Origin of the sequence: Gardnerella massiliensis (genome assembly GCF_003408845.1) — a bacterium.
In the GTDB taxonomy this organism is placed as follows: Bacteria; Actinomycetota; Actinomycetes; order Actinomycetales; family Bifidobacteriaceae; genus Bifidobacterium; species Bifidobacterium vaginale_H.
This window is the reverse complement of record NZ_LRTV01000009.1, coordinates 24,846-47,712: the sequence shown is the minus strand read 5'-3', so window position 1 is coordinate 47,712 and position 22,867 is coordinate 24,846. Positions and strand designations below refer to the sequence as shown.

The following is a 22,867-nucleotide window of genomic DNA, read 5'->3' as shown; positions in this document are numbered from 1 at the left end:
GTCCATAGAAACAAGGAAACTTGAGACACGGTATTGTATTTTTTGGTCTCTTCATAGTTGAGCGGGGGTGATACGTTGTGGAATCGGCTGCTGAAACAATTCAACGTATTTTTGGGGATTCGAAGTCTTCGTTAGGCATTGAATTAGCAGATTTAACATCTCGTTATCACGCGCTTGACAGTGTGAAATATCCACATCCTGATCAAACTCGTTTTATTGCTGTTGCTAATCAGAAGGGTGGCGTAGGTAAAACAAGTTCTGCCGTTAATCTTGCTGCAGCAATGGCGATTAGTGGATCTCATGTTCTCGTTATTGATATGGATCCACAGGGTAATGCTTCTACCGCATTTAATGTGCCACACGCTTCCGGCGATCCTTCAGTATATGACGTTATTGAAGGTAGAAAAGGTATTGCTGAAGTTAAGTTAGCTTGCCCTGACATTGAAAATCTTGATGTAGTTCCTGCCTCAATTGATTTAAGCGGTGCAGAATTAGAACTTGCTGATATGGATAATCGTAACAATCTATTGAAAGATGCTCTTCAAGAATATCTTAATCAATGTGAAAATCATTACGATTATGTCTTTATAGATTGCCCACCTTCCTTGGGATTACTTGTAATTAACGCTATGTGTGCCGCTCGTGAAATGCTTATACCTATTCAAGCTGAATATTATGCACTAGAAGGTTTAGGACAGCTTATAAGAACAATCGGTTTGGTACAGCAACACTACAATCCAATTTTGGTAGTATCAACCATGTTGGTAACTATGTTTGACAAGCGAACGCTTCTAGGGCGAGAAGTATTCCAAGAAGTAAAAAACCATTATCCTAACATTGTTCTCGATACTACTATTCCGCGTACAGTAAAAATTCCTGAGGCGCCTAGCTTTAATCAGAGCGTTATTACGTATGATCCGCACGGTGCTGGTGCAATATCGTATCGCGAGGCTGCGTTGGAAATAGCAAAACGTTCGCAAACTGTACTGGCTGTTATTTCATCAAAACAAGAGGCGTTGCGTAGCGCAAATGAAGAGGAGAGTGGACGATGAGCGGAAATAAATCTCGTTTGGGGAAAGGTTTAGGAGCTTTATTCCCAGCTTTGCCTGGTGAGGGTGCCTTAACTGAGCAGTTTGACGATAAACTAGATGATAACAAAAATATTGTTTCACATGAAACAACAAAGGCGACTGTTTCACATGAAACATCTAGCAATGTTGTTACTTCTGCAAATAGTGTTTCACATGAAACAAACCAACAATTAAAAACGCAAACTAAAGTGCCCAGCATAAGCGATGCAATAGCTCCTCATGCAAATTATGTAGATAACAAAAATAAGGAATCACAAGCCGTTTCACGTGAAACTTTACCGTTAGCGCAGGGTAACAAACACGCTCGTAAGCGTTCAACCATGCCCTCTCTTGAAGATGTCACACGCCCAATCGATTTCTTCTTCAACGAAACCACGACGCAGACATCACCCCTTACTTCGCATGAAAATACGGATCGTAAATCTGGTGACAGCAATGTAAAAACTGCAAATACTACAAACGTTGAGGAAACGCAACAAACTGCAAAAACTCAACCGCTGCAGCCAGTAAAAGGTGGATATTTAGCATATCTAAAACCTTTAGATATTGTACCTAATGCTCAACAGCCACGAACTATTTTTGATGAAGATGAGCTGTGCGAACTTGCGTCTTCTATTAAAGAAGTGGGTGTCTTACAGCCTATAGTTGTTAGACCAATCGAAGGTGCCGATAAGAACGATAAGCAGATTGCACACTACGAACTTATTATGGGAGAACGCAGGTGGCGTGCTTCGCAGATTGCAGGTCTCGATACTGTGCCAGCAATTGTGCGCACGACTTCTGACGAAAATATGCTACGCGATGCATTGCTCGAAAATCTACATCGCGTGGCCTTGAATCCTCTGGAAGAAGCTGCGGCTTATTCGCAAATGATTGACGATTTTGGTTTGACACAAATACAGCTTTCGCAATCTGTGTCGAAATCTCGTCCACAAATTGCAAATACTTTGCGACTTCTAAATCTTCCTGCAAGTGTACAAAAACATGTAGCATCAGGCGTGCTTTCTGCCGGACATGCTCGCGCTTTGCTTGGTTTGGAAAAGCCAGAAGATATGGAAGCTCTTGCCAATCGAATTATTGCTGAGGGATTATCAGTTAGAAGTACTGAAGAAATTGTGTCGCTTAAAACTAAGCATGAATCTGACGGCATAGTTCACGCTCGCAATAGGCGTAATAATAAGTGGGCTGCTTCGCCAATTCGCCAACAACTTGAGCAGCGTTTTGCAACTAAAGTTTCAATTAAAGGTACAGAAAATCACGGTCGAATAGAAATTGTGTTCTCTTCTCCGGAAGAAATGCAGCGCATAGTGGATTTGTTAGTAGCTGAAAAGCAGCAGTAATAAGTGAGATATGCGCAGGCGCTAGCAATTACAACGGATTGTGTTTCTGGCTATGTTTTAGTATTGTGTTTTTTAGATTTTGGACACCAGTCTTTAGAACTACACAAAACTTACAGATTTGTACCGCTTCTTAGCAGCAGCGCAGTTTCTCAGTGTGACTAAAGTTACGCAATTAAGATATTAATAACGCGTGCTATATGTAAATCGGATTTTTGCATTCTGGTGTTTCCCATAGCTGAATACGGGAGTATTGTTTTCAATAGTAGTTACGCGACTTATTACATTGCGTATGGCAGGCGTGTATCTATATTTCTATGCAAGATTCATATTTTAATATGTATCGAGAGAGGAAAATAATGATGAACAAAAAGTGGTGTGCTGCTATTGTTGCAGCAGCAACATTAGCCGGAGGAATGGCACTTGCTGGTTCTGCATACGCTGATGAACCGGAGTATTCTCCTGAATCTTGGTCTGTTGCTGAAGCTTTAAACACAGAGAATAAAAAACTGTACTTACAGGCTATTCATGCTGCTCATGAAAAAGCTGAAGAAACCGGCAAAGTTCAAGCTATATTTTATCGAAATGATCATAATATAGAAATTCCAAAAGGTCATACGGTTGTTCACGGTGATAATAACACAGGTACATTCTATATTGCGCCTGTTAACGTCGTTAACAATGCTTGGACTGTGGACGAAGCCAACCCTACTGAAACTTTCGCATTAAGCGACGAATTTGTAAAATCGTTAAGTAGTTATCCAGGAGACGGCGATTCGGGTTTCGCTGCTATAATTTCTGGTGGCACACCTCGCAAGTCTCCATTATTTGTAATCCCAACCAAAGGTGATTTTTGCGCAGGGCTGACGGGAACTCCTTACGCTAATTGTTCCACGTGGCGTGACGGAAGTACTGTCGATATCAACGAAGTATCCGTCAGTAATATTGGAAAATATTCTGCAAACGTGGATGTCGAATACAATGTGCATCCAAATAGTTCCGTAAAAGACCTGAAAATGTTCGCATACTGGTATAAGAATATGGAACCTTCGGGATTTGGTATTGGAGTAGATTGGTCATTTTTCCCGTTAAATGCCGAAGAAAAGGCTTATCTTACGAATATTCGCATGGATGAAGTTCCATACGAAAAAGGCGCTCTGAAAAAATATGCAACTTCTGAACAGAATGCAGAAGAGGCTGCTAAGGAAGAGGCTACAACAGAAGATGCTGTTGAGCGCTCTTATTGCTTCGAGGGTACTGCTGTTAAGGAAAATCTGCAGGCCAACGTTGGTAAGAACAATACTACGGTGACCTTTGCTGAGTTACTTCCAGGTGCCGTATATGGTAATACGACTAAGCAGGTGTTGCCTTTCTATGCTCAGTTTGGCCCTATGTCTACTGTAGAATCTCCCAACGGCGAAGTGATAAGTGACGATATTTCTCGAACTCAGACAACTGTTGACAATCTGTTGTCCAACAGAGTACCTGAGGGTTCGCTTATTCCACAGGTTGGCGCTAAGGGCTTTACTGTGTGGGCTGAATGGCGCGATGAAAATGGTTTGTTAAGGCATTCCCAAGAGAAGTTAGTTCCTTCGTTTAAGACGCTTCCAGATGGTGGGCATTTTTATGATAATTATCCGAAGGGTAATCCTGATGAAGGTGTAGCTGCTGAAGATGTTCAAGAGCCTGAAGTTACGCCAACTGGTGAGAGTGATGCACTTCCTGAGGCTGACAATAATGATAATGTTGCCGGCGACGACTTTGGTGACTTTAGTGACTTTGGTGACTTTGACGACTTGGGTGATCTTGGAGACCTAGGCGACTTTGGTGACTTTGGTGACCTTGACGACTTGGGTGATCTTGGTGACTTAGGTGACCTCAATTTGGATGACTTAGGTGACCTTGACGACTTAGGCGATGTTGATACGGAAACTACTGCGGATGCAGTTTCTAATGCAGAGCCAGTTGCAGATTCAGCTGCAGAACCAGCTGCTATGTAGTGTAGGTGACAAAGCAACTGCAATACTATCGGCTAATTTATAGTTAGCTGTGTAGTTTTATAAATTAATATTGTGATATTTCGGCTGGGTAAGTTGTACGTGAAATTAGCGGAAGATATAGAAAAGTACGGTATTTTTCTCTGTTTCACGTGGAACAATCCCAGCCGATTGTTATATATTAGGAATTACGGTTGGGCCGTTGTTGGTATTTTTATTAATGTGAATTTGCTTTCACGTATGGCCATGGTTTTATTCATTGGGCATTTTGTATGTGACATTGTGTGAGTAATGAAATGTATGTGCAATATCCATTGAATACCTTGATTTCTGTAGGTAGTGTGCTTATGCTAGTCGAAGCGCTGCTCGCAAAATTATTCAGGTTAGTGCATATTTCACAATAAATTTGTAGGTAGTTGCTTATGCGTTTGCGTATGAGATATTAAGAAAGGGAAAGATATGTTAACCAAGAAGGCTATTGCCGCATTTGCCGCTGGGGCAACATTGCTGAGTGGATTTGCTTTCGCTGTTGTTCCTCAGACCGCTTTTGCTGCTTCAAATACTACGAGTACTTCTGCAGAGCATAATGACAACGATGTTATTCACTTTAAGAATGAAATTTTTAAGAAGAACATACTTGGTGCTTTGAAAGATTACCAAGTAATTGGTAAAGATGCCACTGATATTACTTATGCTGATGCTAAAAAAATGGTATATCCTGTATTTCTTGATTTAGGATATTCATACAATAAACCTGAAGGTGTTGACGTTGATCCTCAATCTTCAGATAAAAATGTTTCAGATCTTTCTGATCTTCAATATTTTTCAAATGTTCAAGATCTTCACTTAACTGGAGATGTAGGTTTTGATTTTTCGCCATTAGCAAAGCTGCAGAATTTAACAAAATTGTATATTATGATTCGCAACAGTACAAAAACTTGCGATTTTTCTTCTTTGAAGGGTGTAACAAAAAATCTAACGACTTTATCTGTGAGAGTTTCTGGGGATCCTGATTTATCTCCTTTGGAAAGATTCGCCAATCTTACTGATTTAGATATTGATGCTAATTATTTGAAGAGTCTTGATGCTATTAAGGGGCTTACGAAGTTAGAGCATTTGGTATTACATGCATCTAGTGTTTCTGATCTTTCTCCTTTGAAGAATCTCACCAATCTAACAGACTTGGGTATTTATAGCAGTGCTGCTACTAACATTGATGCTCTCAAAGGACTTACAAAGTTAAAAGATTTATGGTTATATATTTGGGATGCTCCTGATCTTTCTCCTTTGAAGAATCTCACTGACGTCACTAATTTGCATGTTGTTACTAATAAGGCTACTAGCGTCGATGCTCTCAAGGGACTTACAAAGTTAAAAAAACTGGAGATGCAAATTCATAATGTTTCTGACATATCTCCTTTGGGTAATCTAAAAAATCTTACTTTCCTTGATATTTCTGATTCGATTGTGAAAGATATAAGCACAATAAAGCAGATTCCGTATCTTAGCTACTTAGATATTACTTGTTGCGATAAAATTGGCGATTATTCTCCATTAAAGAGTTTGCCTGGGAATGCGGTGTTAGTAGTTAGCGCTAAGTTAAAAGACAGTGATGTTATCAAAAAGTTAAAACAGGAAAGAGGCGATAAAAAGATTGATATTTCATATTCCACAACTTGGTGTTCGCAAGGTTGTGATCCAGATTTTAATGATGTCAAACATATTGAGCCAGATTCTAATGATGACAAAGATATTGAGCCAGCAGATAATCATGGTGATGCAAATACCAGTACTGTAGACATAAAAGAGCCAGAAGATGCAAAGGATTCTTCTAAGGATTCTTCTTCGGATTATGGCGATGATAATCCGCAATTTGCAGCTGATTTTGATGATTTTGATTTTGATTTGGATTTGAGTGATCCAGGTTTATTGTATGATGATTCTTCTTCGGATTATGGCGATGATAATCAACAATTTGCAGCTGATTTTGATGATTTTGATTTTGATTTGGATTTGAGTGATCCAGGTTTATTGTATGATGATTCTTCTTCGGATTATGGCGATGATAATCCGCAATCTGCAGTTAATTTCGATGATAAATTCATGTCTTTTGATTCGAATTTTGATGATTTTGATATTGCGGAGTTAGATAATCTAGCTGATTTCAGCAATGACATCGGTGATTTTTATGATGTTGATGTTTCTGCGCATAATTCCTTAGATTCTAATCAGGTTGAGCCTGTAACTGCGGATGCAGTTTCTAATGCAGAGCCAGCTGCAGAACCAGCTGCTATGTAGTGTAGGTGACAAAGCAACTACAATACTATCGGCTAATTTATAGTTAGCTGTGTAGTTTTATAAATTAATATTGTGATATTTCGGCTGGGTAAGTTTTACGTGAAATTAGCGGAAGATATAGAAAAGTACGGTATTTTTCTCTGTTTCACGTGGAACAATCCCAGCCGATTGTTATATGTATTTAAATGCTAAAGAGCAGCGAGCAAGCGTAAACTTTGCGCGATATATGCTACATTATGAGATTTATCAGCGGTTTGCACCTACTTAAGCAACTCTTAATTTTCTTTCTTAATTTTCTTTTTCATTAAGATAATCTTGCGCATCAAGAGCGGCACGGCAGCCCATACCAGCTGCGGAAATAGCTTGACGGTACACGCTGTCAACTACATCTCCGCACGCAAATACGCCCTCAACAGACGTGCGCGTCGAAGCGCCGTCCACTACAATAGTGCCATCTTCGTTAAGATTCAGTGCGCCGTTAAGGAATTTCGTTGCAGGAGTGTGTCCGATAGCGACAAACAATCCAGCAGATTCAACTTCCTGCGTCTCCCCCGTAGTAACATTGCGAACGGTAATTGAAGTAGCCTCTGTGTCGTTGCCGTGTACAGCGTCAACTACGCTACTCGTCAAGAACTTAATTTTTTTGTTTTCTTTTGCGCGATCAACCATAATTTTTGAAGCGCGGAACTCATTGCGTCGGTGAATTAAAGTCACAGACGAGCCAAAACGTGTAAGGAATTGTGCTTCTTCAAAAGCAGAATCTCCGCCGCCAACAACAGTAATCGGCTTCCCTCGGAAGAAGAAACCGTCGCATGTTGCACAATAGGATACGCCTCGTCCAGAATACTCCTGCTCACCAGGCACGCCCAATTTGCGTACCTGTGAGCCTGTAGAGACGATAACAGCCTCAGCTTCGTAAGTTACACCCTCGTCTACAGTTACGCGTTTTACCGGGCCGTTAAAGTCTACAGAAGTAACGTCGTCTAAAAGAATTTCCGCTCCAAATTTTTCGGCCTGACGCTGCATACCTTCCATTAGATCAGGGCCTAAAATACCATCGGGGAATCCTGGATAATTCTCCACTTCGGTGGTATTCATAAGTTGTCCACCAGGAGTGAGTGCGCCGGCAATAACAAGTGGTCGATATCCTGCTCGGCCCAGGTATATTGCGGCAGTGTATCCTGCGGGGCCGGAGCCGATAATAATTACTTTGCGCGTCTGATTTTCCATAAATTGTTACCCCTAAACTACTATTAACCAATCAACTAATTAGCCAATTAAATAACTAATTGGTTAACTAATTAATTAACTAACTAACTAACTAACAAATCAACTAACCTACTAACCATACTGTGAGCCAGCCAACTGTGCCATTAGTGCTAGTACAGCTTAATAGAATTAATATAAAGACTATTATTCGGCATGCTATCTTTTGGAACCCACAGCATAAAGTCTTGCGATTTCACAATCTTCTTCAACTTTACGTCAGTAGTGCCGCTTTCGTCGAATGTAAATTCTGCTACTTGTGTGCCTTTAGTAGGATCATTCGTAGCGTTCGCAATCAAATAAGCATGGCCACCTGAAGTGCGAATCGAAATTACAAGACGATACACCGGTTGTGGCTCGGTTAAATGAATGTAATAGCCGTAGCCATTCTGCTGCGCTGGGAAACTCAAGAATTGGTAACGGTCAGCCTTATAAGCAACCGTATTCGTTGGCATCTTAGGTTTTGGCACAGCGCGAACCTGCTTGCGTCCAGTTTGCTTGCGTCCGGCATTCTTCTTAGTTGACTGCTTTTCTTGCGGAAGAACTCCTTGACTACCAAACGGCACATTTTCAACATTGGTACTATCCCACGTTTCGTTATTTCCGAAACCGTCTGTATTTTCGTGTGTGCCAAACAAGCCGTGCAATGCTAACGCTAAACCAGCTACAAGCAGCAAAAATACCGCGCCAATAGCGATAACTTTTGTTGAAAGACCCCACCAAATCTTCGCGTCTGCAATAGCATTATTATTTCGAGATTTTTGTTTTTGTGATGCGGCAGCCTGTTCGCGAGGTTGGAAACTTGGTGGCAGTGAAGGTGCGTTATTAGCAAGAGAATCGTTGTCGTCATTATTGCGTTCATCTTGAAGCGCGCGCGCCGATTCTTCGCCAGGAGCTATAAACCTGCCATGGGTATCAACTACAGGAACTCGGCCTGTGGACTCACCTTCTGACGTCAAGTTTTGCGGACGAGACAGCAACGTTGTGTGTTGTGCATTTTCGGCAAGCAAATGTTCAAAATCAAACGTTCCTGTAACACCCGTTTCACTTATGCTACTTTGTGCCGATTGATTCTCAGAGTTACTAGCATGGTCAAGAACGTTCCGCGAGGTCGCTGGATCCGGAAAATGCTTATACGAAGACGATAAAGTTGGGAATATAGCATCACCCGTATCAAGCTCAGTAGGAGCAAGAATATTCGCCATTTCAGCTGCAGCAATATCATGGAAATCAATGTCGGTATTAGTATTGCTGTCGTCCTCGAATCCGTTATTGTCATCACTTTTAGCGTTGGCGCTGTTACGTTTAAGAAGCGAGCCAAGCGTTTTGCCAGCATTCTTAATGCTATTACTTAACTTAGCGGAACTTCCTGTACCAGTCGCAAGTGCCGTAAGCGAACTCGACTCAGAGGTAGCAGTAACGTCGTCGCTATGTATATTGCTCTGCTGAATAAGTTGTGCTTCAAACTGTTCCTCACTTTGGGTGAGATCCTCCGGCAACGGTAACAGAAAAGCATCTTCCGTATGACGCAAACGAACGTTACTAATAGAAGCTGCGCTCGTTTTCCCATCGAGATCAATATCTTGCTTAGTAAGTCGAGATAACGGCGTGTAAGAGCCCAAAAGAGCGGTAAGTTCAGCAATAGAAGCCATAGGAACCACATTGCTACCATTGCCGTCTTTGTGGTTAGATAAGCTGCGTGTACAAATCATCCTAAATTCTGAAGGAGTATTATCTGGCAGCATAGCCGCATCAAAACGAGCTTGTACACGAGAAGAAGTTCTAGTGAGCAAAGCATACAGCAGCGAAGCGAGTTGGCGAGTAGCCGTATGTTCAGCATCATGCATCCGTGGAGGGTGCTTTTCGTCTTCCAACTGCGTCCTATCCTCTAATAGAGGGCTTACCGGAGTGTCAGCAAGTTCTATACCAGTTGGAGTAATTCGCACGGTGTCACTAGCGATGGCGTGATGCGTAATATTATTAGCAAGCAGTCTACTTAAAGCCTGGGCTGTTTCCGCAACAATTGTGCGCACTGCTTCATTGCTTAATGGTGCATCTTTTTTCGCTAGATAGTCGTCGAGCGTAACACCGCGGTCAAGTGAAGTAATAATAATCGCAATATTATCGTGGTGCTGTAACTGTAGCACTTGCGTAAATTTACGGTTATGAGAAAGCGCGAGCGTAGAAGCAATAGTATTAACTTCCGGCAGGAAACGTGAGTCGCGTACAATAAAAAGTTGGCAATCTTGCGTAAGTATGCGGTCATTAGCCTGCCACACTTGCAAGCCTGCTTCATTGCGCAAAAGGGATACCAATACGTATCGATTCAGCACAATATCTCCCAAGCGAGGTTCCATGTATTCCTCATCTTCCTACGCACAAGTAAATAGGTGACAAAATATTTCTTACTACCATCTCATTGTACCGATGAAATGGCATGTTATGTACCGTAAATTTTGCTTATATTGTAATAATTTCCAAAATTAAAACTCTTACTCACTAATTGACGAGTGAGAACGCACTTTTCTAGGTGCGCGGCTCTCGGCATCGCTATGCTGTTCGTCATGTTGCGCAAGATCACTAATTTGCGAAAGATGCTCAGATAGTGGTGTCAAAGCCGGAATTTTCTGCGCGATTTTACGTACCAGCGGAGCCGACAAGTCCACAAGTTCGCTTGTTTTTAACAAAACCAAAATCACTATATACGCAACTGCAGCAACAATAGTAACTATTGCGCAAACGATTACGGCATGAAGCCAACGTGCAACCCCATGCGTAGCAGGATCGTTAAGGCACAAAACTTTTACCAACGGATCACGTACTATCAATCCCACGATGATAGCAATCAGCGAAGCTGCAACAATTTTTGCGTGTGAAACTATGAGACGACGATCGTCCAAATCATTATGAAAACGATGACGTAACATTCTAACCAACGAAGGGAACGTGAGGAAGAAACTCATGGAAACGCAAGCACCCAACGCAGTAACCCAGTAAGTTGCCGGCAAAAACTTGACGCAAGAAACGAAAGCAATAAGTTCAGTAGCAAGCTGCGCGAACGCAAAAATAAAAGGTCGCTTCCCATCTTCAAAAGCAAAAAAGGTGCGTTGAATAATCAGGTAGCTGCTAGTAAGCGGCAATCCAAAAGCGAGCATCATAAGTGGTGCAGCCATCAAATCAGCTTCCTGAAGGCTAATAGAAGGAATGAGGGCTAAAGAAATAGGCATTGGAATAACAATAAAAACAACAGCAAAAAAGCAGGTAATAAGGCTAACGTGACGCAGTGCACGACTTAAGTCGTTGCGTGCGACGCGGAGATCGTGTGAGGCCACAGCCCGGGAAATCTTAGGGAACATGGCTGTCGCAACCGATACCGCAACCAAAGAGTAAGGAAGTAGAAATATAGTGTACGCATTTTGGTAGGTTGCGTTGCCAGCTACTTCAAACTGGTCCAAGCCTAAAGTTTGTTCCGCAACCAAAGGAACGCTGGTAGTAATATGCGTATTAATCATCACAATAATCTGCGTAATTGCTACGATACCGGCACTCCACGCGGCGACTGGACCCATAGAACGCAAGCCAATATCTCGTATACCCCAGCTTGGTTTGTAATGTATGCCGCTTTTCATCAAAGGCCAGAACAACACCAACGCCTGCGCAGCAACACCAAGCGTCCAAAATCCTGCGGTAAGAAGCAAAGAGGTGCCATTCCAAAACCCAAGTGGTTCCCTATTTGCTTTTCCAAAAAGCAGTATAAATACGCCAAAGCCGCAGCAGCTGATAATATTCGCCGCAACTGAGCTCCATGCGTACATTGCGAAACGACCTTTAGCTGCAAGTACCTGTCCAAGAACCGTATAAAGTCCGTAGAAAAAGATTTGCGGCATGCACCATAACGTAAAAGCATAAGTAAGAGATTGCATTTGAGCGCTGCCGCCGGCGTACAGAATAGTAAGTAGCGGCGTTGCTGCAGCCATAAGAATAGTGATGGCCGCAAGTAGCACAATTGCGAAAGTAATAAGCTTATTTAAGCGGTCTTCAGCATTTTTCTTTTCCAAAGTACGCACTATTTGTGGTACCAACACAGCATTAAAAATGCCGCCGGAAACGAGCGTGTAAATAAGCTGAGGAATCATGGAGCCGGCTTGGTATGCGTTTGCTGCCAAGCCAGTCGTGCCAAGAGCTGCAGCAAGAAGAATAGTGCGTATTTGGCCGGTGATGCGCGATGCCGCCGTTCCGCTGGCCATAATCATAGAATTGCGACCGATTGAGCTCATTCGTCCGGATCCTTTTTACGGTGGAATTGCCTCCAAAGACCAAGCAACCCAAGCATGAAAGCGAATATTATAATAATCGTACCGCTTTTGTCATTAATTTGCAGCGTACTGGTAATAAGTGTGCCTTGCGGCTGAGAGAATGCGTGATGCTGCCTGTCTTCTAGTACAAACGTCACTTTGGTGTGCGTTGAAGTAGTAATACGAAGCGGCAACGTAACTTGCGTTTCACTATTTGCCGGAATATTTACTAAGGTTTTACGATTGGTGACAATTTCCATAGCGTGCGTGTCAGCAGACAAATACACTTGGACGGGATATCGGTAATTGTTGCTAATAGTAACCGGCATGCTTGCTGTTTCGCTCACTGCTGTAATATCGTGAGGTGCAATAATACGTATGCCGGAAAGAAGCGCGCGAGTGAAGCGAGTTGATGTGCTTTCTGTTGATTTTTGAATGGATCTGTTTACCAAATCGTGTAGGGCGATTGAGTCGTATAAGTGTAATACGTATTTTTTCCAAATTTTTACGTTTAGTACGCTTCGTGTTTGTGCCGTTTGTTTAGCAAGCGCTTGGGCGTCGCCTTCGGTAGTGATTGCTTTGGTCGCAGCCCGGTAATCGAGAATATGGTTGACGAAGCGTAGCGTATTGTTCCTATGGTGCGATAAATCGTTTAGCGCTTTTCGTCGCGTTTGAGCGGTTGCCGCACTTATTGCGCTGCTGTGAGGAATGGATCGCATAATATTGTTGCGTTTCCAATAAGGCAGGGTTTCTTGCTGCGTTTGTGCCATAGATTTCAAGTCGCTGAGCGAAAGCCAAGGGGACTGTTCTAAAGCGCTCATAGTGGCATCAATATCACTGACGCTGGTATGTTGGGAAAAAGTTACGAGAATATGGCGCGGCAAGTACGGTTGCTCCATATGGTAGAACGCGCTTTGTGCAACAAGTCGGTTAATGCGGCCTGCTCGGGTGTGCTCGCCTACTGCTTCGTTATCGGTAGGATTGCCGTTCGCGAGGGTGCTCAGTACCGCTTGTGAAGCTAGCACGCGCACATTTCCGGCAGGGGTTTCAATATCGTATATGCCGTTTCTCAACGCAAATTGTGAGGCGCTGGAATCAAATTCGTCTGTGGAAAGAACGGTATCGTAACCGTTGCGTTTTGCTTGCTCAAGCGCTTCGAGTGTCCAGCGTCCGCCGGTTTGCCAGGCGTAAGATTGTGGTGCAGTCTCGTTGTTTGTGTTTTTTACTATTGCTTGAGAATTTTTTGCTGACCATACGGATTGGGCAATGCCTGCAGAACTGTACGCTTCTCGATTATGCTCGTCGGCGTAGGCGCTAATATCAAACCCGGCTCGTTGCATATAAGCGGATGGAAGGAATAGTAATCGTGCTGCTTGGAGTGTGTTGCTATCTGCAATTGTCTGTAATTTTGCGTGTTTGTTAGCTAAATCGGCTTGTTGAAGGATGTGATGGGTGTTATTTTTGCTTGTTTGCAGCAACGAATCGATATTGTAGATGTGCTGTGGAATATCAGATTTTATAGAGTATTGTGTTTGTGTCAGCATTGGCATAACCGCAGTAAGTTTCATGGTTGGAGCGTCGGTTGCGTGAAGTCCAACGTTGGAGCGCGTCAGGAAAGACGATATTGATTTGTATCGTGAATAGTTTTGAGAGTAGTAAGTAATGGAGAGCGGTTTTGGTCCCCAATGCCAAATTGATTTTAATGCTGGATTGTCGGCAGGAATGTCAAATTGTACTTTTGTGCTTGTACCTGCAGCAAGGGAGCTAGTTTTAACTGAGCCTAAGATTTGCAGCGTTGGTATGCGAGACTGTCCTTGCGCCCAATTTTGCATGTCTGTGCGTGAAACAAACGTGTACCCAGCGTTTATGGCAACTTGCACCGTGCCTTCGGGAAGTGCAGTGTTAGTTGCCTGAAGATTAATAGTGATATGGTATCCGCTGGTATCGCTTACTACAGGGGTTGCTTGTAGTATGCTGAGCGAAATTCCTTTGCTGCGTGGGTTTTCATATGGTGCCGTGCGCTGTTTCTGTGTTGGCGCGTGATTGTTTGACGAATAACGTGCAGGTGCTGCTATTGTGGCAGTTTTTGCGTGCGCTAAACCAACTAGTCCTAGCGATTCAAGTCCTGGAGCGCAGCTCACGAGTAAGCTGAGGGAAACAATGGTGAGTAAAGCAACAACAAAACGTGCTTTCTTAACGAGCGTGTACAAAACGCTAGTTAGCGAGAAACGTGCTGTGCGGCTCAAAGATTGCGGATATTGGTTGGTTTGGTGCTTACGCGTGAGATTCGTCACTGTGAGACCGCCTGTGTGCTTTTTTTGCATATAACCATGCAACTTTGCGTTCGTTTGGATAACTCAATATAGCATTTAATTCCTTGAAGCTCACCCATATTGCATCTTCTGCTTCATGATCTGGGTCGCCTAATACGGAAAGATTGCCGCTTACGTAGCGTAGTGCAAAATGGTGTACCAATTTGTGTACGCGATGTGTTGTGCCAGTAAACCAATAGTCGATAGTAGCGATAGAATCTACGACTTCGCCTACGATGCCGGTTTCTTCGTGAATTTCGCGCACGGCAGTTTGTTGAGGGGTCTCGCCTTTCTCAATATGCCCCTTAGGTAAGCACCATTCGAGATGTCCACTTCTGGAATGACGAGCAATAATTGCGACACGCCCGAGTGAATCGAACACGAGGCCGCCGGCAGAATATTCGCGAATAATTGGCAAATCTTGAGCGTCTAAGGAAGCGAAAGTTGCGGGTGTATCCGTAAGTCTACGCTGTGGCATGAGCGCTGGAGAAGCGCCGGCAACGGTTGAATTTTTCGGTAGTTCTTCCGTGGTGATTACCGGTTCTTGAGACCCCTGCTCACCTGCTGAAAGTATTGGAATATCAACGAAAATTTGCGTTTCTTCTTCATTCCGTTCGCAAGTTTTTCCTCGCGTAATTTTAGCGAAATCAAGTGGAGTAAAAGAATGGTGAGGCTCATTTTGGGTATGATTATCCGCAAGCTTGGCGAGCATACGTCGTAAATCTGCAGGAGTAACCATACACTCCACCTTACTCAATCCGCTGTGCATTGGGGTAACGGTATGCTGGAATATAGATAGATTTTTGCTGAAAGGGTGTCGGTAAGGGTGACTGAAAACTTTGAAGTTTGGCCTGAAGCTATAGAATTGGGGCGACTTTTTGCTGAGCATAATTATGAACTTGCGTTAGTTGGGGGTCCTGTGCGCGATATGTTGTTGCATCGCGTGTCGCACGATCTTGATTTTTGTACTTCGGCGCGTCCTGAAGAATTTGAGCCAATTTTGCGTCGTTGGGGGCACGATGGTTTTTGGGATATGGGACGAAAGTTTGGTACGTTGGGTGCTATGCGTCGTCGTTCTGACGGCACGGAAGTAAAGGTTGAAGTTACTACGTACCGTTCGGATGTGTACGATCCGGATTCACGCAAGCCTGAAGTGCAATATGGCGATACGCTGGAAGGTGACTTGTCACGGCGAGATTTTACCGTGAACGCGATGGCGTTGCGTGTGCCGGAGCTTGAGTTTGTTGATCCTTTTGGTGGTGCTAGTGATTTAGCAAAAGGGGTGTTACGCACTCCCGTGGACCCTCGCCAATCTTTTGACGACGATCCGTTGCGTATGATGCGTGCGGTACGTTTTGTTGCACAGCTTGGTTTTACTATTGAAACTAATACGGCTGAAGCAATTGTGGACATGGCTGATCGTCTTACTATTGTGTCTGCTGAACGTATACGTGACGAAATTACGAAATTGTTGCTTTCTGACAGGCCTCGCCAAGGTTTGGAAGCTTTGGTTGAATCTGGTATTGCTAAGCGTGTGCTCCCAGAGATTCCAGCATTACAGCTTGAAATAGATGAGTATCATCGGCATAAAGACGTGTTCGAACACACTATGATGGTTCTTGAGCGCGCTATAGCGTTGGAAACAGCACCGGAAGGGCCTGTGCCCGCACCAGATTTAACGTTGCGTTTGGCAGCATTGTTGCATGATATCGGTAAACCGAGCACCAGAAAGTTTGAAGATGGAGGCAAAGTGAGCTTCCATCATCACGATGTTGTGGGTGCGAAAATGACGCGTAAGCGTTTAAAAGCGCTGCATTTTGATCACCATATTATTGATGACGTAAGTGAGTTAGTGAATTTGCATTTGCGTTTTCATGGCTATGTTGACGAGCCTTGGACTGACTCTGCGGTTCGTCGCTACGTTAAAGATGCGGGTCACTTGTATGAGCGTTTGAACAGATTGACGCGAGCTGACGCTACTACGCAAAATCGACGTAAATCACTGATGTTTGAGCATGCTATGGACGAAATGGAAGATCGCGTGCGCGAACTAAAGAAGCAGGAAGATTTTAATGCAATTCGTCCGGACGTTGACGGTAATGAAATTATGCAAATATTGCAATTGCAACCTGGCCCAACTGTTGGTGAAGCTTACAAGCACATGTTGGATTATCGTCTTGATAACGGGCCGGTTGAGCATGATATTGCAGTAGCTGAGTTGCAGCGTTGGTATCGAGAAACACACGAGTAAACTGGACGTATAAGCGCAAATGCTGCGCATATGCTTACTTACTTTTACTTACTTTGGTTAGTGCCTGTAAGTAAAGCATTGTATGTACGTTGCGTGTACGTTACTGTATTTTGTTACTGTACTTCTTTATGCTGGTAGGCTTTTGGAAGCTTAGTTAACGTATCTGCTTTTACACAGCCCGAAATTTCACGAATAGACGCTCCGGCAGCAGGCACGTCAACTTTTGGACGAAGGTTATTAAACGTGGAACCAAGTACGATATCAATAAGTTTGTCTTGACGATCATCCATGCGAATAATAGCATCAGTAAAATTGGCACTTACCGTATACGCTTCATTAATAGCGTTTTTGCCGAAATAAATAGTAGTACGCTTAATGTTGCTCGTTTTATTGTTATTGACTTCAACAAGATTAAAGCCGCGAGCGTTAAGAGCCTCGCCCACTGCGCGCGCAAACCCGCGGAATTTAGTGCCGTTTAATACGCGAATCGACACGGCTCGATTATCGAGGTACGGTTTCTTCCCGCCTTCTTTTCCTTTAATAGCGCAAGGTGCCACAATACCATAATTTGGATTATCTCTTGGTGTTGGCGCGGCACCTATGCCAAAAACATGGGAGTGCACAATCAGCGCAAAAACAAACACAACCGCTAAACCTACGCTTACGGCGGTTAGGATAGACCGTTTTCTCTGATACATGAAAGCTTTACGAGCAATATGTTCGTCGTACTCTTGCGCCATGTTTACTTCCGATCTGCGTATTTGCCTTATATGCTTAATTTGCAGTGTGCAGTAAGCTCATTAAGCTACTTATAAGCCACCTATCCCTAATACTTACCGCATTTTACCGGCTATGTATGACTGATGAATGTGTTACTTGCAGGCACGATATAAGCTAATAAATTCGTCGCAAGTAAGCGTCTCCCCACGTCGCGTTGGGTCAATTCCCGAGCGCTCGTACGCAGCTTCGGGGACTAGATGCTTCAGAGCCGCGTGCAAAGTTTTACGGCGCTGTTGGAAGGCCGCATCAATAAGTGCGAATACTCCTTCGCGCTCTTGTTCTTCCCCTTTGCTGGTTTCATCGCGCGTGAACGAAACTAAAGCTGAATCTACATTTGGTGCGGGCCAAAAAACGTTGCGTCCAATAAGACCTGCTCTTTGCGCTGTCCCATACCAAGCCAACTTTACACTGGGAGTTCCGTATACTTTATTGCCTGGTTGAGCGCATAAACGGTCGGCGACTTCTTTTTGTACCATCACTAAAAAGTGTTGTAAATTGCTGAATTTTTCAAGCAAAGTAAGCACTATAGGAGTCGCAACATTGTATGGAAGATTGGCAACGAGAGTAAATTGAGTAGCGTTTGCTAATTGTGGGACGTCGTTAGAGTCGAGCGCTAAAGCATCTTTCAGTATTACTGCGAAGCGAGATGATGCTTGCGGCATAAATTCTTCGACGGTGTGCGGCAGCCGCTTAGCAAGTGGTGGATCAATTTCTATAGCAGTAAGATTGGCGCCGGCCTGTAGCAAAGCAAGGGTAAGTGAACCAAGGCCAGGGCCTACTTCCATCACCATATCCCCTGCCTGAACTCCAGCGGCGGCTACGATTTTTCGTACGGTACCAGGATCAATTACAAAATTCTGCCCGAACTTTTTGGTAGGTGTAATGCCTTCTTCTGCAGCGATACGACGAATATCCGCAGCGCCTAAAAGTTGACCGTCGGATTCGCTTTTCTTTGTTGCGGAATCTGCGTTACTTGTCGAGGTGCTTATTGTTGCGCTGTCTACTGTGTTATTCACCCTTATACTACCTATCGTGTTTGCTAGCGTTACGTCGTACAATTTAGTACCAACCAATTTAGTACCAACCAATCTGCTTCGAATGTCTTACAGCTCCGCTTGGGCTTCCGTACTTATTTTTGATGTAACTTAATCCCCAGCTGATTTGCACCGCCGCGTCCTCATGCCAGTTTGCTCCAGCGCTACTCATTTTGTTTGCAGGAAGCGCTTGTGGAATGCCGTATGCGTGAGAACTTGGGTTTTCGGCGTTCCAACGCCACCCAGATTCTCTATTCCATAACCAAACCAAATCTTCCCACTCTTTACCCGTCCATCCCATTTGTGCTGCGGCTCCTTGCGCGAAGAGTTTGGCCTGTTCTGGTGTTGCGTGTACCAAACTATCTGGGTTGCTGGCTGGAGCTGGTGCCGGTGGGTTTGGCGCAGGTGCTGGTGCTGTAGTAACCGTTGACATTGTGGAAGGATTTGGTTGCTTATTTTCTTGCGATTCCGCCTGCTTGGAAGATTGTTGAGATTGCTTGGCTTGAGTGTCGGTTTGTTGAGTTGCAGCGCCGTTAGACGATTTATCGGATGATTGGGCGGGAGCTTGTGTGGATTGCTGTGCCGAAGTAGAAGCTGAAGTCGAGGTAGAAGCCGGAGAAGACTTCGCTGGCTGCGCAGATTCTTGATTTTGTTTGTCAGATGGCGCTGATTTAGGTTGCGTTTGTTGCGCCTGTTCTGCTTGCTTGTCAGAGGCAGGTTGGGAAGGGGACAATTGGGTAGCTTTGCGAGGGGTTTCCCGAGGAGTGTTCTTAGTTGTTGCGTTTTTTTGTGATTGACGTTGAGGTTGACGAGGCTGCTTTGCTTGGTTTTGCTGATGATTCGAAGTCTGCGTCGGCTTAGGAGCACTCTTTCCCACAGCAACGACTTCATTAATCGAAGGCTTCACTATATTTTGCGCAATAAGCGTGGCGCTTTCCGCTTTTCCATCTACGTACGTTACGTTATAAACATCCTCACGTTCACCGTTTACGCCAGCCTGCTGCACTACTCTCGCATTTGCCGGCAGCTTAGGATCGACAATAGTTTGCGTAGCGAAAGGTAACGAAACAGTGCGCGTTTCCTTACCGTGAGTGACTCGTGCAACTCGAAGAATCGTAGTGCCGTCATTTTCTTCAACGCTTACGCGATCTTCTTTGCCGAGCACAATTCCTTGCGAATCGAGGATTGCGCTCGCAGGTAACGTACCGTCTGGCGCAATTCGCGCTTTCCCGTCGGCAATAACGGTTATAGGACCTTTTTTATTAATTGATAATCCGCAGGTAAGTTGGTCATATATGTTGCGTAAATTCACTGTAATGCGTGCGGCTTTGCGTGCGTTAGCTTTAAAGAATCCAATAAGTTGATCGATACTAGTTGCAACTGTCCAAAATGGTATGGTTACGCCATCTACAGTAATGGAAGTTTGGTAAGCGCTGCGGACGGTGACGGTTGCGTGATTGGTAAGAATTTCCCCAGAAGAAGATATTACTTGATCGTGCGTTTTGAGCGGAATGCGCTGTTCTTCTAGCAAGCGAGTAGACGTAGTGGCGTAAGTTTTAACAATTCGGGTTTTGCCGTTTACTACGAGCGCCACCGATTTTTGTGCGGTAAAAGCAAAAGTACTTGTTGCTGCAAGTGATAGAGACAGGACGCAGGCAAGAATACGTGCGCGTCGCATTACGATTAAGCGTCGAGGGGTCCATCGACGTGCCATATCACCACTCCCTTCACTGTGAACCGGCTTTTATTATACCTTCTACGCTGCACTCTGTTGTGATTATTAATCTGACTACTAATTTGAAAAGAATGAATTGGACAAGTCTGGCTACGCTAAAAGTAGTCAAGACGAAGGTAAAAAAGAAAAATGGGGGCGGGAGAGAAGGGGATATTCCCGCCCCCTAAGAGGAGGAGCTGGTTGGGGGACGCTCCGTCCTCTACTCGGAAACCCTGAGTTGGGGGAAGGTTTCCGAGTTCTTACTCGCGAAAAGTGTTACAGTGTGCAGATTCCCTTTCTCAACCTGAATTTTACATATAAAATTACAAAAAGTTACGTCGGCTTATTAAAAGGTTTCCTTCTCCGTGCAACTATTTCCCGTCATTATATGCTGAGCAAGAGATAACAGAAAAAACGGAGCCTCCTGCCGGGATCGAACCGGCGACCTGCCGCTTACAAGGCGGCCGCTCTGGCCATCTGAGCTAAGGAGGCGCACGCTACGTGGTGTACATCACTGCTCCACGCAGAACATTGATTAGTGTATCATATATCGTCAAACTACAAAAGTGACTGTGATTCGTAGCGTGTGGTGCGTTGCGTATTGAGCTGGACTATGAATATGCGAGTGCTTTGGCGGTGCGCAGCATTACCATAATGCAGTATGGAAGATATCAGCATAGTTGATTTGCAGCCGGGCAATAATGTGGGCGGGTATACGCTTATTGCCAGGCTTGGTGGCGGCGCAATGGGGTCAGTTTGGCGCGTTAAAGACGATGGCGGCAATCAGTATGCTATGAAAATATTGCGTGCTTCGATGAATATTTCCGGCAGTGAGGATATTGACGGCGAGCAAGCGCGTGCTCGTTTGCGACTGAAGCGGGAAGCGCTAGCTTTACAGCGTATTCACCATCCGGGAGTGTGTTCAATAGTTGATATGGAGCTTGATGCGTCGATTGCGTTTATTGTTACCGAATTAATTGATGGTCATAATTTGCGTGAGGATGTTGCAGAAAATGGACCGTATTTAGCTGATGATTTAGAGCGTCTTGCGCATAAACTTATTGAAGCTGTTCAGGCAGTTCATGAGGCTGGCATTATTCACCGCGATATTAAGCCAACGAATGTTATGATTGCTGCAACTGGTCCTGTATTGGTAGATTTCGGCATTGCGATGGGTGAAGGTGAAAGTCATGTTACCCGTACGGGATTAGTGATGGGAACTCCGGGATTTATAGCTCCCGAAATTATTGAGGGCAGTGATGCTGACGAGCTTACCGACTGGTGGTCTCTTGCAGCAGTGTTGGCTTTTGCGGCCACCGGAAAGCCGGTTTTTGGTACGAAACCTTTGATGGCGGTGCTTGAGCGTGCAGCTTCTGGCAATGCGGATTTAAGTGGATTGCCGCCGAAAACTTTGGCTGCTTTCCGTGACGTTTTGCAGCCTCAGCGCGAGAAGCGCTGCTCCCCAAACGCTTTGGAACAGGCGATAAGCGAGGATGCTATGAATCCTTTAGCGTGGCCGGAGGCGAACCGCCCTTTTGATCGAAGCGCTGCAGGCGAGACAGCTCGCGCAATGTGGCGTGAAACAATGGACGAAAAGATTGATGAATCGCAGGGTGAATCAACCGACGAGATGCAAACAATTTGTTGCGATAACGTTATTGAAACCTCTGCACTGCCATTATCTGCTACTACGGTTATGCCGCAACGCAATACTGTTACCTCGCAGCCACACGCTGTTACAACGCAACCGGAACATTACGAATCAAATATAAGCCAGGATGTTGATTCTTCTGGCTGTGCTGTTAGCAATCCCCCAAGCCAATATTCTTACTTATTGCGAGGTGCGTGGGCGCTTACAATTTGTGCTCCGATTTGCTCTCTTATTGCAATAGTGAATGTGCTTGATGCTGTGGCAGTCAGCGCATTAATGATGTGGATTACTGCAACGGTTGGATACAATATTGCGGCAAAGTTGCGTCGCCAGCAATTGCATAATGGCACAACTCCGCGGCATGATGTTGTTATGCGTGTTGCAGGGCTGCCTTGGCATAGCGTATGCGGTTTGGCATATACTATACCCCGCATTATTGGCATAGTGGCTGGCGGTGTTGTAGGTTCTGTTGCGTATCCGCTGCTGTGTGGTAGTGCTCCAGAATTACTGTCTGTTACGTTTGGTTCCGTACAAGTTTTTGTGCCGACTTACCATCCGGAAATATTTTCGCAAACGTCTGTTGGTTACGTTTTAGGATTCATTGTGGCTTGGATTGTTATGGCAATTATTAAGGGCACTACTGTGTTCTGTTCGGGACTGGGAGCACTATTTTGTTCGTCGCGTAGGGTTGAAGATTAGTAATTGTGTTAGCTTATGTTGCAGGTTTCATAAGAATTATCGAGTGATTTTCGTTATGCTTTCGTTAGGTTTGTACTGTTGCTAACGTGGTTAGCAGTGTTTCCGTTGGTGCCACACGTTAAACTATGTGGCAGTTATTTAT

14 protein-coding genes and 1 tRNA gene are annotated in these 22,867 nt (G+C 44.3%); 6 read left to right on the top strand and 9 right to left on the bottom strand.

Features of this window, described 5'->3' with window-relative positions; all coding sequences use genetic code 11:
• The first annotated feature begins 77 nt into the window (after positions 1-77).
• The 4 genes from AXE77_RS05280 (at position 78) to AXE77_RS06885 (ending at position 6,723) form a co-directional block, all read left to right on the top strand.
• Complete coding sequence (locus AXE77_RS05280) at positions 78-1,052, top strand: ParA family protein (protein WP_116712450.1); 975 nt, start codon at positions 78-80, stop codon at positions 1,050-1,052.
• Positions 1,049-2,431 (top strand): ParB/RepB/Spo0J family partition protein, encoded by a 1,383-nt coding sequence (locus AXE77_RS05275; protein WP_116712449.1) that lies wholly within the window; start codon positions 1,049-1,051, stop codon positions 2,429-2,431. Before AXE77_RS05280 ends, AXE77_RS05275 begins: the two co-directional genes overlap by 4 nt.
• Positions 2,432-2,787: 356 nt before the next feature.
• Positions 2,788-4,428: a hypothetical protein gene (locus AXE77_RS05270; RefSeq protein ID WP_240612661.1), complete on the top strand. Its 1,641-nt coding sequence runs from the start codon at positions 2,788-2,790 to the stop codon at positions 4,426-4,428.
• Positions 4,429-4,884: 456 nt separating this feature from the next.
• A complete protein-coding gene (locus AXE77_RS06885) occupies positions 4,885-6,723 on the top strand; it encodes a leucine-rich repeat domain-containing protein (RefSeq protein ID WP_116712448.1) in 1,839 nt (612 codons plus the stop codon).
• 288 nt (positions 6,724-7,011) lie between these two features.
• On the opposite strand, the gene trxB is transcribed toward AXE77_RS06885, so the two are convergent.
• From trxB to AXE77_RS05240, 5 genes are all read right to left on the bottom strand, one after another.
• Positions 7,012-7,953 (bottom strand): thioredoxin-disulfide reductase, encoded by a 942-nt coding sequence (gene trxB, locus AXE77_RS05260; RefSeq protein ID WP_116712447.1) that lies wholly within the window; start codon positions 7,951-7,953, stop codon positions 7,012-7,014.
• A 149-nt stretch (positions 7,954-8,102) separates the two neighbouring features.
• Positions 8,103-10,346: a protein kinase family protein gene (locus AXE77_RS05255; RefSeq protein ID WP_116712446.1), complete on the bottom strand. Its 2,244-nt coding sequence runs from the start codon at positions 10,344-10,346 to the stop codon at positions 8,103-8,105.
• A gap of 135 nt (positions 10,347-10,481) precedes the next feature.
• Positions 10,482-12,266: a murein biosynthesis integral membrane protein MurJ gene (gene murJ / locus AXE77_RS05250; RefSeq protein WP_116712445.1), complete on the bottom strand. Its 1,785-nt coding sequence runs from the start codon at positions 12,264-12,266 to the stop codon at positions 10,482-10,484.
• Positions 12,263-14,608, bottom strand: a complete 2,346-nt coding sequence (locus AXE77_RS05245; RefSeq protein WP_116712444.1) for a DUF6049 family protein — start codon at positions 14,606-14,608, stop codon at positions 12,263-12,265. The genes murJ and AXE77_RS05245 overlap by 4 nt, the downstream gene beginning before the upstream one ends.
• Positions 14,559-15,335: an NUDIX hydrolase gene (locus AXE77_RS05240; protein ID WP_116712486.1), complete on the bottom strand. Its 777-nt coding sequence runs from the start codon at positions 15,333-15,335 to the stop codon at positions 14,559-14,561. The genes AXE77_RS05245 and AXE77_RS05240 overlap by 50 nt, the downstream gene beginning before the upstream one ends.
• Before the next feature lie 75 nt (positions 15,336-15,410).
• On the opposite strand from AXE77_RS05240, the gene AXE77_RS05235 reads away from it, so the two are divergent.
• Positions 15,411-16,847 (top strand): CCA tRNA nucleotidyltransferase, encoded by a 1,437-nt coding sequence (locus AXE77_RS05235; RefSeq protein WP_346426251.1) that lies wholly within the window; start codon positions 15,411-15,413, stop codon positions 16,845-16,847.
• A gap of 113 nt (positions 16,848-16,960) precedes the next feature.
• Here the strand turns inward: AXE77_RS05235 and AXE77_RS05230 are convergent, their stop codons facing one another.
• The 4 genes from AXE77_RS05230 to AXE77_RS05215 all read right to left on the bottom strand — a co-directional run bounded on the left by AXE77_RS05230 (position 16,961) and on the right by AXE77_RS05215 (position 20,867).
• Positions 16,961-17,587 (bottom strand): LytR C-terminal domain-containing protein, encoded by a 627-nt coding sequence (locus AXE77_RS05230; RefSeq protein ID WP_116712442.1) that lies wholly within the window; start codon positions 17,585-17,587, stop codon positions 16,961-16,963.
• A gap of 132 nt (positions 17,588-17,719) precedes the next feature.
• On the bottom strand, positions 17,720-18,616 hold the full coding sequence (rsmA, locus tag AXE77_RS05225) for a 16S rRNA (adenine(1518)-N(6)/adenine(1519)-N(6))-dimethyltransferase RsmA (RefSeq protein ID WP_116712485.1): 897 nt from the start codon (positions 18,614-18,616) through the stop codon (positions 17,720-17,722).
• Positions 18,617-18,701: 85 nt separating this feature from the next.
• Positions 18,702-20,375 (bottom strand): aggregation-promoting factor C-terminal-like domain-containing protein, encoded by a 1,674-nt coding sequence (locus AXE77_RS05220; RefSeq protein ID WP_116712441.1) that lies wholly within the window; start codon positions 20,373-20,375, stop codon positions 18,702-18,704.
• A 418-nt stretch (positions 20,376-20,793) separates the two neighbouring features.
• A tRNA-Thr gene (locus tag AXE77_RS05215) sits at positions 20,794-20,867 on the bottom strand.
• Between the two features lie 169 nt (positions 20,868-21,036).
• Here AXE77_RS05215 and AXE77_RS05210 point away from each other — a divergent pair.
• Positions 21,037-22,725: a serine/threonine-protein kinase gene (locus AXE77_RS05210; RefSeq protein WP_116712440.1), complete on the top strand. Its 1,689-nt coding sequence runs from the start codon at positions 21,037-21,039 to the stop codon at positions 22,723-22,725.
• The last annotated feature ends 142 nt before the right edge of the window (positions 22,726-22,867 follow it).